Source organism: Serratia sp. CY71090, assembly GCF_052166845.1.
Lineage (GTDB): Bacteria > Pseudomonadota > Gammaproteobacteria > Enterobacterales > Enterobacteriaceae > Serratia > Serratia nematodiphila.
This window is the reverse complement of sequence record NZ_JBJNOA010000004.1, coordinates 92,069-106,964: the sequence shown is the minus strand read 5'-3', so window position 1 is coordinate 106,964 and position 14,896 is coordinate 92,069. Positions and strand designations below refer to the sequence as shown.

The window sequence follows — 14,896 nt, the reverse complement described above, 5'->3', positions numbered from 1 at the left end:
TCAGAACAGCGACACCCGGAAGCCGGGGTTGAGGAAAGATTCACGCGGGGTATAGAGCAATGGCTTACCCTGCCAATCGTGAATTTGCGCCCCGGCGGCCACCGCCACCGCATGCCCTGCGGCGGTATCCCAAATGTTGGTCGGCCCGAAGCGCGGATAGAGCTGCGCCTTGCCTTCCGCCACCAGACAGAACTTCAGCGAGGAACCGACGGACACGGTCTGGTGCTCGCCCAGCTGCTGCAAATAATCTTTCAGTTCGTCGTCGATATGCGAACGGCTCACCACCACCAGCGGCGGATGCGCGTTGCTGACGCCGATCGCCTGCCGCACGCCCTTCTCTTCTTTCCAGGCCTTGCCGCGCTCCGCCAGATACAACACGTCGATCGCCGGGGCGTACACCACCCCCATCACCGCCTGCCCGTCTTCAATCAGGGCGATATTGACCGTGAACTCGCCATTGCGATGTAAAAACTCTTTGGTGCCGTCCAACGGATCGACCAGCCAGTAGCGCGTCCAGCTGCGGCGCTCTTCCCACGCCGGCGGATCCTCTTCCGACAGCAGCGGCACCTCCGGCGTCAGCGCCGCCAGGCCGCGCTTGATGATATGGTGTGCCGCCAGATCGGCCGCCGTCACCGGTGAATCATCTTTTTTCTGTGCGACATCAAGCGGTTGTTCACCATCGTACACCGCCATGATCGCCGCCCCCGCCTCGCGGGACAGTTGGCAAATTCGCTCTAACATCATGCACCTCAACTCCGCATCTCCGTGGGAAATTTCCCCCTGTCTCTGCTAGCAGACTAGTTTTTTTTACGCCGAATATCCATCTCAACCGCCTAAGCCTCGGGAATTCCTCATTTCTTGTTGGGCACAACTGTGAGCTTCCCCGCGTTACCCGCCGCCATTTTCTGCCACACTTCACAGTTTACTGTGGCAAGCAGTGTTAATTACATTTCCCTCTGCGATAACACTCGAATAATGGAATGGAGAGAATCCCAAATGATGAAGCATCCACTGACGCTGTCCGCGCTTGCGCTGCTGGTGTGCGCCTCCGCGCAAGCGGCCACCGTCGATCTGCGCGTGCTGGAAACCACCGATCTGCACAGCAACATGATGGACTTCGATTACTACAAGGACACGCCGACCGACAAGTTCGGCCTGGTGCGCACCGCCAGCCTGATCCAACAGGCGCGCCAGCAGGCCGCCAACGCGGTGTTGGTGGACAACGGCGACATCATTCAGGGCAGCCCGCTCGGCGACTACATGGCGGCCAAGGGGCTGAAACCGGGCGACGTGCACCCGGTCTATAAGGCGATGAACACGCTGGACTACGTCGTCGGCAACATCGGCAACCATGAGTTCAACTATGGGCTGGACTACCTGAAGAACGCTATCGCGGGCGCCAAATTCCCGTATATCAACGCCAACGTCATCGACGCCAAAACGCAAAAACCGCTGTTCACGCCGTACATCATCGTCGATACGCCGGTGAAAGATCGCGACGGCAAGGCGCATACGCTGCGCATCGGCTACATCGGCTTCGTGCCGCCGCAGATCCTGGTGTGGGACAAGGCCAACCTGCAGGGCAAAGTGACGGTGGACGACATCACCGCTACCGCCAAGCGCTACGTGCCGCAGATGCGTAAAGAGGGCGCCGATCTGGTGGTGGCGATCCCGCATTCCGGGCTGTCCAGCGAGCCTTACAAGGCGATGGCGGAAAACTCGGTCTATTACCTCAGCCAGGTGCCGGGCATCGACGCCATCATGTTCGGCCACGCCCATGCGGTGTTCCCGAGCAAGGACTTTGCCAACATCAAAGGCGCGGATATCGACAAAGGCCTGCTGAACGGCGTGCCGGCGGTGATGCCGGGCCAATGGGGCGACCATCTCGGCGTGGTCGATCTGCAGCTCAACAACGATGGCGGCAGCTGGAAAGTGACCGCCGCCAACGCGGAAGCGCGGCCGATCTACGACAAAGAGAACAAGAAATCGCTGGCGGCGGAAGACGCAGCGCTGGTGAAGGTGTTGGCGGACGATCACAAGGGCACGCGCGAGTTCGTCAGCCAGCCGATCGGTAAATCCGACGGCAACATGTACAGCTATCTGGCGCTGGTGCAGGACGATCCGACGGTGCAGATCGTCAACAATGCGCAGAAGGCCTACGTCGAACATTACATCCAGGGCGACCCGGATCTGGCCGATCTGCCGGTGCTGTCGGCGGCGGCGCCGTTCAAGGTCGGCGGCCGCAAGAACGATCCCGCCAGCTTCGTCGAAGTGGAAAAAGGCCAGCTCACCTTCCGCAACGCCGCCGATCTCTATCTCTACCCCAATACGTTGGTGGTGGTGAAGGCGAGCGGCAAAGAGGTGAAAGAGTGGCTGGAGTGCTCCGCCGGCCAGTTCAACCAGATCGACGTCAATAGCGCCAAGCCGCAGGGCTTGATCAACTGGGACGGCTTCCGCACCTATAACTTCGACGTGATCGACGGCGTCAACTACCAGATCGACGTCAGCCAGCCGGCGCGCTACGATGGCGAATGCCAACTGATCAACGACAAGGCGGAGCGTATCAAGCAGCTGACCTTCAACGGCAAGCCGATCGATCCGAACGCCACCTTCCTGGTCGCCACCAACAACTACCGCGCCTACGGCGGCAAATTTGCCGGCACCGGCGACAAACATATCGCCTTCGCTTCGCCGGATGAAAACCGCTCGGTGCTGGCGGCCTACATCAGCGCCGAAACCCAGCGGCATGGCGCGGTGCGCCCGCAGGCGGACAACAACTGGCGTTTGGCGAACTTCAGCAGCCAGCAGCCGCTGGATATCCGCTTCGAGACCTCGCCTTCGGACAAAGCGACAAGGTTTATCAAAGAGCACACCCAATATCCGATGAGCGCCGCAGGCAGCGACAGCATCGGCTTCGCGGTTTATCGCATCGATTTAAGCGGTAAGTAACACGGTTTATGGCCGGCGCGCCCGGCCATTCATCGCCCGTCTGCGCGGCGCATAAAATAAGGGCGCCACGAAGGCGCCCAGAACAATCCTCGGTGGGATTACAGGATTTCCAGCAGCTCGACGTCGAACACCAGCGCGCTGAACGGCGGGATGGACGCGCCTGCGCCACGCTCGCCGTAGGCCAGGTTGTGCGGGATATACAGCTGCCATTTGGAACCGACCGGCATCAGGGTCAGCGCTTCGATCCAGCCTGGGATCACGCCGCTGACCGGGAATTCCGCCGGCTGGCCGCGCTCAACCGAGCTGTCGAACACGTCACCGTTGATCAGACGGCCGGTGTAGTGCACACGCACGCGATCCTGACGGGACGGAATTGGGCCGTTGCCCTGCTCCAGTACGGAGAACTGCAGGCCAGACTCGGTCAGCGTCACGTCATCGCGCTTGGCGTTGTCGTCCAGGAATTTCTGGCCTTCAACCGCCATCGCCTGCTGGCGCTCGCGGCGCACCGCGTCCGCACGCTCGTGGATTTCACGCAGCGCACGGTGCACCACGTCTACCGGAACCGCCGGGGCATTCCCTTCCAGCGCGTCACGCAAACCCGCCAGCAAAGCTTCCGGTTGCAAACCTTCCAGCCCGGACTCTTGCAGCTGCTGGCCGACCTGTAAACCAATCCCGTAACTTGCTTGCGCTTCAACGCTGTCAAAAGAAGGGGTTGTCATGGGGTTTTCCTTAAGTCTGTAAAAAGTCGAAAGCGCAGCATAACAGCGCGTCAATGCCGGGTAAAATCTTGTGTGGAGAATGATGACTTTTGTCGTAGAAAAAGAAACAATAACCTTCTGTTAACGCCCGCAGCCGCAAACCCCGGCTCTGCCGCTCAGCCGCCTTTCACTTCAATCAGTTAGCGGACTATACTGAAAGCAGGATATCGGGCAGGCGACGCGTTTGCCGCGCCGCACTGATTATTACGCCGTCGAAGAGAGGTCACCATGGGCAGAATCGCGCCCAGGAGAAGGAAAACCACCCGCATCTACCAGCCGCTGCTGCGCACCTGGCTGAACATCAGCCAGCGCCTGAAACCAGGCGCCGCACCCACGGCTGAAGGCGCAGAACCGCCATCGGAGCCGCCGTCGGCCAACGACAAAATGCAGCGGGTCAAAGCGCTGCTGATTAAAGTCTGGCATCTGCCGGACGGTTTCCATTGGATGGAACCGCTACCCTACTTTCATCGCCGCTGGGTGCTGATCTTCGGCATCATTCTGCTGCTGGCGTTGCTATGGCCCTACTCGCCCGAAAGACAGCCGTTCCCGGTCTCTCAGCAGGAAACCAGCGTGCCGCTGCAGGCCGAGCTGCAAAACGGCGGTAGCGCCGCCACGCCTGCCAACGAACCGACGCCGGCAGGCAACTGGCAGCGTTATCAGATCCAGCCCGGCCAGACCCTGGCCCAACTGTTTCGCGACAACAATCTGCCGGTGAATGAAGTGTTCGCCATGGCACAGGTGGAAGGCGGCGACAAGCCGCTGAGCAACATGAAAGCCGGCCAGGAAGTGCGCATCGAACGCGACGCCAACGGTGTGATTAGCGCGCTGTCGGTCACCACGGCAGACAACAGCCAGGCGCTGTTCCGCCGCCAGGCCGACGGCAGCTACCGCCGGGAACGCTAATCTCTACAGCTGCGCCAGCAGAAACTCGCGCAGCACCACGCCCTGATTGTGCTCGGTATCTTTGCTGCCATACAGCAGCGTCAGCGTTTTCCCCTGCCGTAACAGCGCCACCAGCGGCTGCCAGGCGTCGTTGGCCGCCAGCTGTTGGCGATAGCGCGTCTCAAAGGCTTCCCACTGGTCGGTATGCTGATGGAACCACTTGCGCAGCTCGTCATCCGGCGCCACCTGTTTCAACCACTGCACGCCAGTCAACCGCTCTTTGCTGATGCCGCGCGGCCATAGCCGGTCTATCAGATAACAGTGTTCCGGCGCCGGCGCGCTGAAATCGTAAACCCGCTGTAGCGTAATCGTTGCCATCGCACGCTCTCCTTTTCATCCCGTCTTCAAGCGTAGCGCGTTTTGCCGGACGCAGAAAAGCAAAACGCCAGCGCGAGGCTGGCGTTTTAACCGGTTAACAGCAGCGTAAATTACGCTTCTGCAACCACAACTACATTCAGCTGTGCGAACACGTCGCTGTGTACCTGGAAGTGCACTTCGTGCTCGCCAGTGGTACGCAGAACGCCGTTCGGCAGACGAACTTCGCTCTTGGCAACTTCAACGCCTGCCGCAGTCACTGCGTCAGCGATGTCGCGGGTGCCGATAGAGCCGAACAGTTTACCTTCGTCGCCAGATTTGGAAGCGATGGTGACTGAACCCAGTTCGTTGATCTTGGTTGCGCGAGCTTCAGCAGCAGCCAGAACGTCAGCCAGTTTGGCTTCCAGTTCAGCACGGCGTGCTTCGAAGAACTCAACGTTTTTCTTGGTAGCAGGAACAGCTTTGCCCTGTGGTACCAGGAAGTTACGAGCGTAGCCCGCTTTAACGTTAACTTGATCACCCAGGCTGCCCAGGTTTGCTACTTTATCAAGCAGAATAACTTGCATTACCTTATCCTCTCAAAGTCGTTAATGGACAGTGGCCGATTACTGATGACGATCAGTGTACGGCAACAAAGACAGGTAGCGCGCGCGCTTGATAGCACGGGCCAGCTGGCGCTGATATTTTGCACGAGTACCGGTGATACGGCTCGGTACAATTTTACCACTTTCGGTGATGTAGTTTTTCAGCGTAGCGATGTCTTTATAGTCAATCTCTTGAACGCCTTCCGCGGTGAAACGGCAGAACTTGCGACGACGGAAATAACGTGCCATTTGGCTAGTCTCCAGAATCTATCAATTCAATCTGCTCGGCATGCAGAACCAATTTGCTCAGCCCGTTGCGCCCTTGATGGCAGCTTACAAAGCCTTGCACGGTAATCTGACTGCCGACCGTTAATCTTTGAGTTAGTGCTTGTGACTGTTGTCCGCTGACAACCACGGGCATTCGGCACCATGCTTGTCTGCTGAATCCGGCTTCCGTCTGCTGCGAACGGTGCTCTAGCACAAATTGGCAGTGCGGTATCCCGGAAGGACTCACTTTTCGAACCGGCGCCTTGCACACAGTGCCCGACAAAACCAGACGATTAGCCGTCACGGCGGCAATTACTCTTCAGAATCCCCAGCATCTGCATCATCTGCGGTTTCGTTAGCGAAGTCTTCGCGGCGATCGCCACGACGTTCGTCTTTCGCTTTAACCATCGGAGATGCTTCGGTTACCGCGTGCTTAACGCGCATAACCATGCTGCGGATAACGGCGTCGTTGAAGCGGAAGTTAGTTTCCAGCTCATCGATCGCTTCCTGCGGCGCTTCAACGTTCAGCAGAACGTAGTGAGCTTTGTGCAGTTTGTTGATCGGATAAGCCAGCTGACGGCGGCCCCAGTCTTCCAGACGGTGAATCTGACCTTGCGCGTTAGTGATGGTAGCACTGTAACGCTCGATCATGCCCGGAACCTGTTCGCTTTGGTCAGGATGGACCATAAAAACGATTTCGTAATGACGCATCGAATTGCTCCTTACGGATTATTCAGCCTCCTGTCAGGGTCAACCGCGGCCCATGGAAGCAAGGAACGTGTTTAGTGTGCGGCTGAAAAATGACGCGTAATCATACTGACGCAGGGCGGGAAACTCAAGGACTGCGTGGGTTTTATTCGCGTTAATGCGAGGCGCTATGGGAAATAGCACGATTTGCTCGTGAGTGAACCTATGTACGCCGATCCATCAGTTTCAAAAATCTTTCAATGAAATCAGCGTTGAGTCACAAATCTATTTCACTTTTTTTGAAAGACGTCTTCAAAACACCCCGCTTTTTAATCGCCGGCAACGGACTAAAATTAACCATATCCGCCGCAGACAGCGCGACGAAAAAGATCCCAGGTTATTCAATGCAGATAAATGACTTTTTGCCGCAGCGACACTCGCTGTCAGGCCGTAACGGCAAAAAGTAAGAGAGGCACTATGAAACGCATTATTCTCGCGACGGCGCTGGCCGCCCTGTTCTCCGCCAATGTGATGGCCGCGACGGAGATCACCTCGCACCAGGCCGATCAACGCCAAAGCGTCGGCTTCGTCACCCTGAACCAGAATGTGGTTTCGCCGGACGACGCCAGCAGCCAGGTCAGTAAAATCGCCGACCAACGCGGCGCAAGCTCTTATCGCATCATCGCCCTGCACGAACCGGGCGACAACAGCACGATGCACGTCAGCGCCGAGCTGTACCGCTAAAGAGACGCGCCACGCCAGGGAAATCCCAGGGCTTCATCAGAAAGCCCGTTCAGTCCGCACCGGAGCGTCGCCCGTTGGGCGCTCCGCTTCCCCCGCCAATCAGAGCTTGAGCAACGCCGGCGCGTTGAGCGCCTTGCCCGGATTGTGCAACTGCAACGCCATCCGCAGATAGTGGGTGCGCATTTGCAGCAGATCGGCACTTTCCGCCAGGGTCGCCCGCTGTTCGAACGAGAGTGCTCCCGGCGCCGCAGTGTGAGTGGCCGCCGCTTTCGGCGCGAAAGAGAACAGTGCCGTCATGTTTTGCACCGTATGCGCGGTAATGCGCGACAGCGGATTCGCCTTGTTTTGCCGCGCCTTGCCGTCGGCTGCCCCCAGCATCTCACTGAAGGCCATTGAGTTAAGATCGGCGCGCGCTTTTATCGTTCCCATTAAGCCGGCCGCACTGCCGATGCTTTTTATCATGCCCTCTGCTCCTTGCTGCCCTGAAAGAATTCACGCTGACATTCTCCTCCGACATGCATGAAACAATGCCCGAAACAGCAGGCACAGAGCGCTGCAATTCCATGCATCGTGCCCGGCGGCGCATCACAGCTCGCGGCGGAAAAAGTCGACCGTGGCGGACAGCGCCAACGGCGTGATGCGGTGCTTCACCCCCGGCTCGACGAGCGACGTCAAACGGCCATCCGCGCCTTGCCGCCGCAGTTCGGCCGCCAAACGCAGGCTGTCCGCCGCCGGCACCACGTCGTCCGTCTCGCCGTGCCACAGCAACAACGGCCGCCCGGCTATCGTCTCCAAACGCCCTTCCAGCTCATATTCCGCCAGCACGGCGGTGCGCGCGGCAAACGCCGCCGGCGAGAGCGCCTCACCCTCTTCGCCCAACGGCGGATACAGCGTTTGCGCCAGTGAACGGTAATAGCCGGAGCCCATCAGGCTGGCGGCAGCCCGGATCCACGGAAAGCGCGCGAAGGCGCCAAGCGCGGTCATGCCGCCCATTGAGGCGCCGGCAACGCCGATGCGGCCGTCGGCAATCAGGCCAAGCCGCTCAAAATGTGCCTTGATCTGTGGCAGCTCGTCGATATTGCTGCGCAGGATCTCCCAGAACGCCGCCAGGCGCCGCGTCTCATCGCCGTCGAACCGCTCGCCGTGCCGATCGGCATCCGGCAGCACCGCCCGAAAACCGGCGCGCGCCAGCGCATAGGCGAAGTAGGCGTACACCTCTTTCGACGAGGTATAACCATGGCAGAAGAACACCGTCGGCAGCGGCCGATGATACTGCCCCGCCGGCACCGCATGGATCACCGCAATATCGCCCGCCCGCTCGTCATGAATTTCGATCATCCGTTCATCCTCAACTCACCTGTTGGCATTCATCATGACAAACTTGCGCCAGCCAGCGTTAGCTCAATCTGTTCCAGCTTATATTGCGTTACACTGAAGCCATCGCACCGGTTCTTTCGAGGTTCCCATGACGTTCGTCCGCACACTCATCGCCCTGACGCTGGCCGCACAGCTTTCCGCCTGCGGCATCATGACCACCACGCCGAAACCGCCGCCGCCGCCCACCGCACAGGCGCAGGAGATCGTCCGCGCGCAGACCGCCGAGCTGGTGAAAATCGGCACCGTCACCGCCGTGGTGCGCGGCAGCCCGATGGACGTGGAAGCGGAGATCCAGCGCAAGGCCACCGCCGCCGGCGCCCGTTATTATGTGATCATCATGAACAGCGAAACCGTCGTGCCGGGCCAATGGTATTCCCAGGCGATCCTGTATCGCTAAGGCGGGGATTGTTTAAGCAGATTTACACTGGCTTTGCACTGGCTGAAGCAGGGTGTTGCACACTGAGGGACAGCATGCCGCATGTTGCGGGTGCGATTCAGGATCTGACGAAGGGGAACGCCATGAAACGCTCCACCGCACTCACCTCCCTCTTGCTTTCCATGGGGTTGCTCAGCACCGGCGCACAGTCCGCCGAGCTGGCGCCCGCCGATCGCGTGACGCCGCTCAGTGAAATCGCCGAGATCACCTTCAGCGATCTGCCCGGCTCGCCGCAGGAAGCGGAACTGGCCATCGCCCGCACCGCCGGTCAACACGGCGCCAGCTATTACCGCATCCTGCGGATGGAAGAACAGGCGCACCCGCTTGGCTGGCGCGCCTCGGCCATCTTATACCTTTAGTAGCTCATGCACGCCGCATTCAACACGCCGCCGCTAATGGAGACGCCCCCCAGGAAAATCCCGGCGGCCAGATGGTTGGCTTCGATCTTGTCGCTGATGCGCGGCATGTAGATCTTCACGGCCGCGAACAGCAGCAGTTGCACCACCAGCGCCACCACGCCCCACAGCAGGTAATCCAGCAGGCTGATCGAGTTGACCGCCGCGCTGGCCAGCGGGATCACATACCCCAGGCAAGCGCCGATAAAGGCAAAGGCGGCGGATTGATTATCGGCCTTGATCAACGCCCATTCGTCATGCGGGGTGATGCGGGTATAGACGAACAGAAACACCAAAATCATGGCGAAACCGCTGAAGAAGTAAGAGGCGAACGCCGCCAACGCGCTGAGAATATCCATGTGCATTTTCCTGTCAGAGTGAGGCTGAATTAAAAAGGTTTTCGCCGCCGCGCGCCACCCTTTTCCCTAACCGCCGATGGCGCGGTTCAGCAGCAGTTCGCACACCTCGGCCGACAGCAGGCTCTCGCCGCGGTGATCCAGCGTCAGGTGGCACCAGGCGTCGGCGATCTGCGGGCTGGCATGCTGCAGCAGTTGCGCGGCGCAGCACAGGTCGAACAGCTGCTGGGTCAGCAGCCGCCCCATCTCTTCACGCGGTTGCCGGGCGCGCTGCTGCCACTGCCGCCAGGCATGATCGAACAACCGATTCTGGCCGCGCACCGGCTGCAGCTCGAACTGCAACATCTCGAGCGCGCCCGGCAGTTTATGCAGACTGCGCAAAACGTCCAGACACATGATGTTGCCGGAGCCCTCCCAGATGCTGTTCACCGGCATTTCACGGTACAGGCGCGGCAGCTCGCTCTCTTCGCAGTAGCCGATGCCGCCCAGCACCTCCATCGCCTCGGCGATGAACGGCATGCCCTGACGGCAGATGCTGTATTTGGCCGCCGGCGTCAGCAGGCGGCTGTAGATCAGCTCGCCCTCATTGCTGCGGCTTTCCCAGGCGCGAGCTAGCCGGAACAGCAACGCGGTATGCCCTTCCAGCCGCAGCGCCATGCGCGCCAGAACCTGGCGCATCAGCGGTTGTTCGATCAACAGCTTACCAAATGCCTGCCGCTGCAGCGCATGATACAGCGCCACCGACAGCCCGCGGCGCATCAGGCCGTGGCTGCCCAGCGAGCAGTCGAAACGGGTCAGGCCGCCCATTTTCAGGATATGCCGCACCCCGTCGCCCTCATCGCCCAGCAGCCAGGCGGTGGCGTCCTGAAACTCCACCTCGCTGCTGGCGTTGGAGCGGTTGCCCAGCTTGTCTTTCAGCCGCTCCAGGCGAATGGCGTTGCGGCTGCCGTCCGGCAAAATGCGCGGCAGGAAGAAGCAGGACAGCCCGCCTTCGGCCTGCGCCAGCACCAGGTGCGCATCGCTCTGCGGCACCGAGAAGAACCACTTGTGCCCCACCAGCCGGTAGGCTTCGCCCGGCCCGCGCGCGCCGAGCGACGTGGCGGTGGTGGTATTGCTCAAGACATCGGAGCCGCCCTGCTTCTCCGTCATGCCCATGCCGATCAGCAGGCCGCGCTTTTGCCCGCCCGGCAGCAGGTGGGCGTCATAACGATCCGACAGCAGCGGCGTCAGCCAGGAGCGAAACTCGGCCGGTAACGCCTGCTGCAGCAGCGGTGTGGCGCCGAAGGTCATGGTCACCGGGCACAGCGTGCCGGCCTCGACCTGCGCATGCAGCATAAAGCGCGCGGCGCGCGCCACGAAGGAACCGATACGTGCATCCTCCTGCCAGGGCAGGTTGTGCACCCGGTTGGCGATCAGCCCCTGCATCAGGATATGCCAGGCCGGGTGAAAGCGGACGTCGTCCAGTCGCTGGCCGGTGGCGTCGTAGCGCAGCAGCTCCGGCGGGTTGGCGTTGGCCAGCCGCCCCAGCTCCAGCGACTCCTGCGTGCCGAGCTGCTGGCCCAGCGAAGCCAATACCTCGGCGTCCCAACCGCCTTGCTCGCGCTGCAACGCTTCGCGCAGCGGCGTATCGGAGAGAAACAGGTTGCTGTTGCCCAGCGGCTTGGGTTGATTAAAAACGGTGTGCGTAGTCCAGACCATGAGAGTGCTCCCTGAAAAAAGCGTCAGGAGTAAGTATGGTCGGCGCAGAGATTTCTGCCGCAGGCGGGATCACAAGAGGGGGAATTAACGGGGACACAGCGCCCCCGTCAGGAGAATCAGCCGCGCTGACGCACCGCTTCGAACAGGCAGATGCCGGTGGCGACCGACACGTTCAGCGAAGAGACGGTACCGGCCATCGGGATGCTGATCAGCTCGTCGCAGTGTTCGCGGGTCAGGCGGCGCATGCCTTCGCCTTCCGCGCCCATCACCAGCGCCATCGGGCCGGTCATTTTGCTTTGATACAGCGTATGGTCGGCTTCGCCGGCGGTGCCCACCACCCAGACATTCATCTCTTGCAGCAGACGCAGCGTGCGCGCCAGGTTGGTCACGCGGATCAACGGCACGTTTTCGGCGGCGCCGCAGGCCACTTTCTTGGCGGTGGCGTTCAACTGGGCGGAACGGTCACGCGGCACGATCACCGCGTGCACGCCGGCCGCGTCGGCGCTGCGCAGGCAGGCACCGAGGTTATGCGGGTCGGTCACGCCGTCCAGCACCAGCAGGAACGGCGTCTCCACGCTTTCCAGCAGGCCCGGCAGATCGTTCTCCTGATACTGGCGCCCTTCGCGCACCCGGGCGATGATCCCCTGGTGCACCGCGCCTTCAACCTTGTCATCCAGCCATTGGCGGTTCGCTACCTGGATCACGATGCCGGTCGCTTCCAGCTCGGCGATCAGCGGTTGCAGGCGGCGATCTTCGCGGCCTTTCAGGATAAACACTTCCAGGAAGCGTTGCGGATCGCGCTCTAACAGGGCTTTGACGGCGTGGATGCCGTAAATAATTTCGCTCATGATGCTCTTTTAAATTCGTGCGGCCGGCGATAACCGGCCGATGGTAACGATGTGCGGCAGGTTAGGCCTGCTCGGCACCTTTCTTCTTGGCTGCGCGTTTGGCTTTGGTCGCCGCCGCGATTTTCCGCGTTTTGTCAGACGCTTTCTTGGCCTTCTTCTTCGCCTTCTTCACCTTGTCGGCGGGCTTGGCGTCATCCTGCTTGCGGAAGGCGCTGTCCGGTTCGAAGTTGGCCGGCGGTTTGCCGCCGCGGCGCTTGCCGCGCCCCGCATTGCCGCTGTCGCGCAGCGTGCGCTGGCCGCCCTTCTTGGCGCGATCGCGCTCGGTTTTCCCTTCACCGCGCGCTTTGCGGGTGCTGGACACCAGCGCGAAGTCGATCTTGCGCTCGTCCATATGCACCGCGTCCACGCGGATCTCCACCGTATCCCCCAGGCGATAGACCGTCCCGGAAGACTCGCCGATCAGGCGCTGGCCGATATTATCGTAGCGATAGTAATCATTATCCAGCGTTGATACGTGCACCAGCCCGTCGATAAACAGATCGTTCAGGCGCACGAAGAAGCCGAAGCCGGTCACGCTGGAGATGATGCCGCTGAACACTTCACCGACGTGATCCTGCATGAAGTCGCACTTCAGCCAGTCGGCGACGTTGCGCGTCGCTTCGTCCGCGCGGCGCTCGGTCATCGAGCAATGTTCGCCCAGCTGCAGCATCTCTTCGAATTCGCTGTGCCAGCCGCCGGTCGGCGTCCAGCGCTCTTTCGGCTCGCCGTGTTCTTTGGCCAGCTGATATTTGATCGCGCGGTGCAGCGCCAGATCCGGATAACGGCGGATCGGCGAGGTGAAGTGGCCGTAAGACGCCAGCGCCAGGCCGAAGTGGCCGCGGTTTTCCGGATCGTAAATCGCCTGTTTCATCGAGCGCAGCAACATGGTTTGCAGCATTTCGTGGTCAGGGCGCTCAGACACTTCATCCATCAGCACCGCATAGTCCTTCGGCTGCGGCTTATTGCCGCCGCCCAGCGTCAGCCCCAGTTCGCTCAGCACGCTGCGCAACGCGGAGATGTGATCGTCGCTTGGACGATCGTGCACGCGGTACAGCGCCGGCTCGTTGCGTTTCTCGACGAAGCGCGCGGCCGCCACGTTGGCCATGATCATGCACTCTTCGATCAGCTTGTGGGCGTCGTTGCGCACCGTCGGCTCTACGCGCTCGATGCGACGCTCGGCGTTGAAGATGAATTTGGCTTCTTCGGTTTCGAACGCGATGCCGCCGCGCTCGGCGCGCGCCTTATCCAGCACCTTGTACATGGCGTGCAGCTCTTCCAGGTGCTTGACCAGCGGGTGATAATGCTCGCGCAGCTCCTGATCGCCCTGCAGAATGTGCCACACCTTGTTGTAGGTCAGGCGGGCGTGGGAGCTCATCACCGCCTCGTAGAACTTGGCCGTGGACAGGCGCCCCTGGGCGGAGATGGTCATCTCGCACACCATGCACAGGCGATCGACCTGCGGGTTCAGGGAGCACAGCCCGTTGGACAGCACTTCCGGCAGCATCGGGATCACCTGCGACGGGAAATACACCGAGTTGCCGCGGCTGCGCGCTTCGTCGTCCAGCGCGGTGCGTGGACGCACATAGTAGCTGACGTCGGCGATCGCTACCCACAGGCGCCAGCCGCCGCCGCGTTTTTTCTCGCAGTACACGGCATCATCGAAGTCGCGCGCGTCTTCACCGTCGATGGTGACCAACGGCAGCTTGCGCAGATCGACGCGGCCCTTCTTGGCCGCTTCCGGCACCTGTTCGCTGAGATCGGCCACCTGTTTTTCCACCTGCGGCGGCCAGGTATGCGGGATCTCATGGGTGCGCAGCGCGATATCCACCGCCATGCTGGTGCCCATCTTGTCGCCGAGGATCTCAACGATCTTGCCAACCGCCTTGGTGCGGCGAGTCGGACGCTGAGTCAGCTCCACCACCACCATAAAGCCCATGCGCGCGCCGCTGACGCTGTCCGCCGGGATCAGAATATCGAAGCTCAGACGGCTATCGTCCGGCACCACGAAGCCGGTACCGGCGTCCATGAAGAAGCGGCCGACAATCTGGCTGGTTTTCGGCACCAGCACGCGCACGATGCGCGCTTCGCGGCGCCCTTTGCGGTCCGCGCCCAAGGCCTGCGCCAGCACCACGTCACCGTGGATCGCCATTTTCATCTGTTCGGCGGACAGGTACAGATCGTCTTTGCTGCCTTCGACGCGCAGGAAGCCGTAGCCGTCGCGGTGGCCGATCACCGTGCCGCGCAGCAGATCCAAACGTTCCGGCAGCGCGTAGCACTGGCGGCGGGTAAACACTAACTGACCATCGCGCTCCATGGCGCGCAGGCGGCGGCGCAGCGCTTCCAGCTGTTCTTCACCGCTGAGACCCAATTCGTTGCCCAGTTCTTCGCGGCTGGCCGGCGTTTCTCTTTTCGCCAAATGGGCCAGGATATATTCACGGCTGGGGATAGGGGATTCGTATTTTTCTGCTTCTCGTTCCAGGAATGGATCTTGTGACATTGCG

General features: G+C 60.9%; 18 protein-coding genes. 5 read left to right on the top strand and 13 right to left on the bottom strand.

What is annotated here, in order from left to right:
* A complete protein-coding gene (gene cysQ / locus ACJ8OK_RS10210) occupies window positions 1-741 on the bottom strand; it encodes a 3'(2'),5'-bisphosphate nucleotidase CysQ (protein WP_004933611.1) in 741 nt (246 codons plus the stop codon).
* A 255-nt stretch (window positions 742-996) separates the two neighbouring features.
* Between cysQ and ACJ8OK_RS10205 the strand changes: the two genes are divergently transcribed.
* On the top strand, window positions 997-2,949 hold the full coding sequence (locus tag ACJ8OK_RS10205; RefSeq protein ID WP_048325836.1) for a bifunctional 2',3'-cyclic-nucleotide 2'-phosphodiesterase/3'-nucleotidase: 1,953 nt from the start codon (window positions 997-999) through the stop codon (window positions 2,947-2,949).
* Window positions 2,950-3,047: 98 nt separating this feature from the next.
* Here ACJ8OK_RS10205 and fklB read toward each other — a convergent pair whose 3' ends face one another.
* On the bottom strand, window positions 3,048-3,668 hold the full coding sequence (gene fklB, locus ACJ8OK_RS10200; RefSeq protein WP_004933618.1) for an FKBP-type peptidyl-prolyl cis-trans isomerase: 621 nt from the start codon (window positions 3,666-3,668) through the stop codon (window positions 3,048-3,050).
* Between the two features lie 267 nt (window positions 3,669-3,935).
* On the opposite strand from fklB, the gene ACJ8OK_RS10195 reads away from it, so the two are divergent.
* Entirely contained in the window at window positions 3,936-4,610 is a 675-nt protein-coding gene (locus ACJ8OK_RS10195) for an OapA family protein (RefSeq protein ID WP_016929348.1), read from the top strand.
* A gap of 3 nt (window positions 4,611-4,613) precedes the next feature.
* Here ACJ8OK_RS10195 and ACJ8OK_RS10190 read toward each other — a convergent pair whose 3' ends face one another.
* From ACJ8OK_RS10190 to rpsF, 5 genes are all read right to left on the bottom strand, one after another.
* Entirely contained in the window at window positions 4,614-4,967 is a 354-nt protein-coding gene (locus ACJ8OK_RS10190; protein WP_004933624.1) for a DUF488 domain-containing protein, read from the bottom strand.
* Window positions 4,968-5,077: 110 nt separating this feature from the next.
* Entirely contained in the window at window positions 5,078-5,530 is a 453-nt protein-coding gene (gene rplI, locus ACJ8OK_RS10185) for a 50S ribosomal protein L9 (protein ID WP_004933629.1), read from the bottom strand.
* 39 nt (window positions 5,531-5,569) lie between these two features.
* Window positions 5,570-5,797, bottom strand: a complete 228-nt coding sequence (gene rpsR / locus ACJ8OK_RS10180) for a 30S ribosomal protein S18 (RefSeq protein WP_000135199.1) — start codon at window positions 5,795-5,797, stop codon at window positions 5,570-5,572.
* Between the two features lie 4 nt (window positions 5,798-5,801).
* A complete protein-coding gene (priB, locus tag ACJ8OK_RS10175; protein WP_004933632.1) occupies window positions 5,802-6,119 on the bottom strand; it encodes a primosomal replication protein N in 318 nt (105 codons plus the stop codon).
* 8 nt (window positions 6,120-6,127) lie between these two features.
* Window positions 6,128-6,526 (bottom strand): 30S ribosomal protein S6, encoded by a 399-nt coding sequence (gene rpsF / locus ACJ8OK_RS10170; RefSeq protein WP_004933634.1) that lies wholly within the window; start codon window positions 6,524-6,526, stop codon window positions 6,128-6,130.
* Between the two features lie 453 nt (window positions 6,527-6,979).
* On the opposite strand from rpsF, the gene ACJ8OK_RS10165 reads away from it, so the two are divergent.
* Window positions 6,980-7,246, top strand: coding sequence for a DUF1471 domain-containing protein (locus tag ACJ8OK_RS10165; RefSeq protein ID WP_004933636.1), 267 nt, complete (start codon window positions 6,980-6,982; stop codon window positions 7,244-7,246).
* Between the two features lie 99 nt (window positions 7,247-7,345).
* Here ACJ8OK_RS10165 and ACJ8OK_RS10160 read toward each other — a convergent pair whose 3' ends face one another.
* Complete coding sequence (locus ACJ8OK_RS10160) at window positions 7,346-7,708, bottom strand: hypothetical protein (protein ID WP_060558397.1); 363 nt, start codon at window positions 7,706-7,708, stop codon at window positions 7,346-7,348.
* A gap of 123 nt (window positions 7,709-7,831) precedes the next feature.
* Window positions 7,832-8,584 carry an esterase gene (gene yjfP, locus ACJ8OK_RS10155; RefSeq protein ID WP_033631613.1) on the bottom strand — a complete coding sequence of 251 codons (753 nt, stop codon included), beginning with the start codon at window positions 8,582-8,584 and terminating at the stop codon, window positions 7,832-7,834.
* 127 nt (window positions 8,585-8,711) lie between these two features.
* Between yjfP and bsmA the strand changes: the two genes are divergently transcribed.
* Together bsmA and ACJ8OK_RS10145 are read left to right on the top strand one after the other, a co-directional pair.
* Window positions 8,712-9,020: a biofilm peroxide resistance protein BsmA gene (gene bsmA / locus ACJ8OK_RS10150; protein ID WP_048325827.1), complete on the top strand. Its 309-nt coding sequence runs from the start codon at window positions 8,712-8,714 to the stop codon at window positions 9,018-9,020.
* A gap of 122 nt (window positions 9,021-9,142) precedes the next feature.
* Entirely contained in the window at window positions 9,143-9,418 is a 276-nt protein-coding gene (locus ACJ8OK_RS10145; RefSeq protein WP_033633541.1) for a DUF1471 domain-containing protein, read from the top strand.
* Here ACJ8OK_RS10145 and ACJ8OK_RS10140 read toward each other — a convergent pair.
* The 4 genes from ACJ8OK_RS10140 to rnr all read right to left on the bottom strand — a co-directional run bounded on the left by ACJ8OK_RS10140 (window position 9,415) and on the right by rnr (window position 14,892).
* The gene (locus ACJ8OK_RS10140; protein WP_048325824.1) at window positions 9,415-9,813 is read right to left on the bottom strand and encodes a DUF350 domain-containing protein; all 399 of its coding nucleotides are present in this window, start codon (window positions 9,811-9,813) and stop codon (window positions 9,415-9,417) included. The genes ACJ8OK_RS10145 and ACJ8OK_RS10140 overlap by 4 nt on opposite strands.
* 66 nt (window positions 9,814-9,879) lie before the next feature.
* Window positions 9,880-11,508, bottom strand: coding sequence for an isovaleryl-CoA dehydrogenase (locus ACJ8OK_RS10135; RefSeq protein WP_033631611.1), 1,629 nt, complete (start codon window positions 11,506-11,508; stop codon window positions 9,880-9,882).
* 116 nt (window positions 11,509-11,624) lie between these two features.
* Window positions 11,625-12,356 (bottom strand): 23S rRNA (guanosine(2251)-2'-O)-methyltransferase RlmB, encoded by a 732-nt coding sequence (rlmB, locus tag ACJ8OK_RS10130; protein WP_004933653.1) that lies wholly within the window; start codon window positions 12,354-12,356, stop codon window positions 11,625-11,627.
* Window positions 12,357-12,417: 61 nt separating this feature from the next.
* Window positions 12,418-14,892, bottom strand: coding sequence for a ribonuclease R (gene rnr, locus ACJ8OK_RS10125; RefSeq protein WP_048325821.1), 2,475 nt, complete (start codon window positions 14,890-14,892; stop codon window positions 12,418-12,420).
* Window positions 14,893-14,896 lie beyond the last annotated feature (4 nt).

Coding starts and splice junctions, on each gene's coding strand:
- cysQ (WP_004933611.1), bottom strand. CDS start 741: ATGTTAGAGCGAATTTGCCAACTGTCCCGCGAGGCGGGGGCGGCGATC.
- ACJ8OK_RS10205 (WP_048325836.1), top strand. CDS start 997: ATGATGAAGCATCCACTGACGCTGTCCGCGCTTGCGCTGCTGGTGTGC.
- fklB (WP_004933618.1), bottom strand. CDS start 3,668: ATGACAACCCCTTCTTTTGACAGCGTTGAAGCGCAAGCAAGTTACGGG.
- ACJ8OK_RS10195 (WP_016929348.1), top strand. CDS start 3,936: ATGGGCAGAATCGCGCCCAGGAGAAGGAAAACCACCCGCATCTACCAG.
- ACJ8OK_RS10190 (WP_004933624.1), bottom strand. CDS start 4,967: ATGGCAACGATTACGCTACAGCGGGTTTACGATTTCAGCGCGCCGGCG.
- rplI (WP_004933629.1), bottom strand. CDS start 5,530: ATGCAAGTTATTCTGCTTGATAAAGTAGCAAACCTGGGCAGCCTGGGT.
- rpsR (WP_000135199.1), bottom strand. CDS start 5,797: ATGGCACGTTATTTCCGTCGTCGCAAGTTCTGCCGTTTCACCGCGGAA.
- rpsF (WP_004933634.1), bottom strand. CDS start 6,526: ATGCGTCATTACGAAATCGTTTTTATGGTCCATCCTGACCAAAGCGAA.
- ACJ8OK_RS10165 (WP_004933636.1), top strand. CDS start 6,980: ATGAAACGCATTATTCTCGCGACGGCGCTGGCCGCCCTGTTCTCCGCC.
- ACJ8OK_RS10160 (WP_060558397.1), bottom strand. CDS start 7,708: ATGATAAAAAGCATCGGCAGTGCGGCCGGCTTAATGGGAACGATAAAA.
- yjfP (WP_033631613.1), bottom strand. CDS start 8,584: ATGATCGAAATTCATGACGAGCGGGCGGGCGATATTGCGGTGATCCAT.
- bsmA (WP_048325827.1), top strand. CDS start 8,712: ATGACGTTCGTCCGCACACTCATCGCCCTGACGCTGGCCGCACAGCTT.
- ACJ8OK_RS10145 (WP_033633541.1), top strand. CDS start 9,143: ATGAAACGCTCCACCGCACTCACCTCCCTCTTGCTTTCCATGGGGTTG.
- ACJ8OK_RS10140 (WP_048325824.1), bottom strand. CDS start 9,813: ATGGATATTCTCAGCGCGTTGGCGGCGTTCGCCTCTTACTTCTTCAGC.
- ACJ8OK_RS10135 (WP_033631611.1), bottom strand. CDS start 11,508: ATGGTCTGGACTACGCACACCGTTTTTAATCAACCCAAGCCGCTGGGC.
- rlmB (WP_004933653.1), bottom strand. CDS start 12,356: ATGAGCGAAATTATTTACGGCATCCACGCCGTCAAAGCCCTGTTAGAG.
- rnr (WP_048325821.1), bottom strand. CDS start 14,892: ATGTCACAAGATCCATTCCTGGAACGAGAAGCAGAAAAATACGAATCC.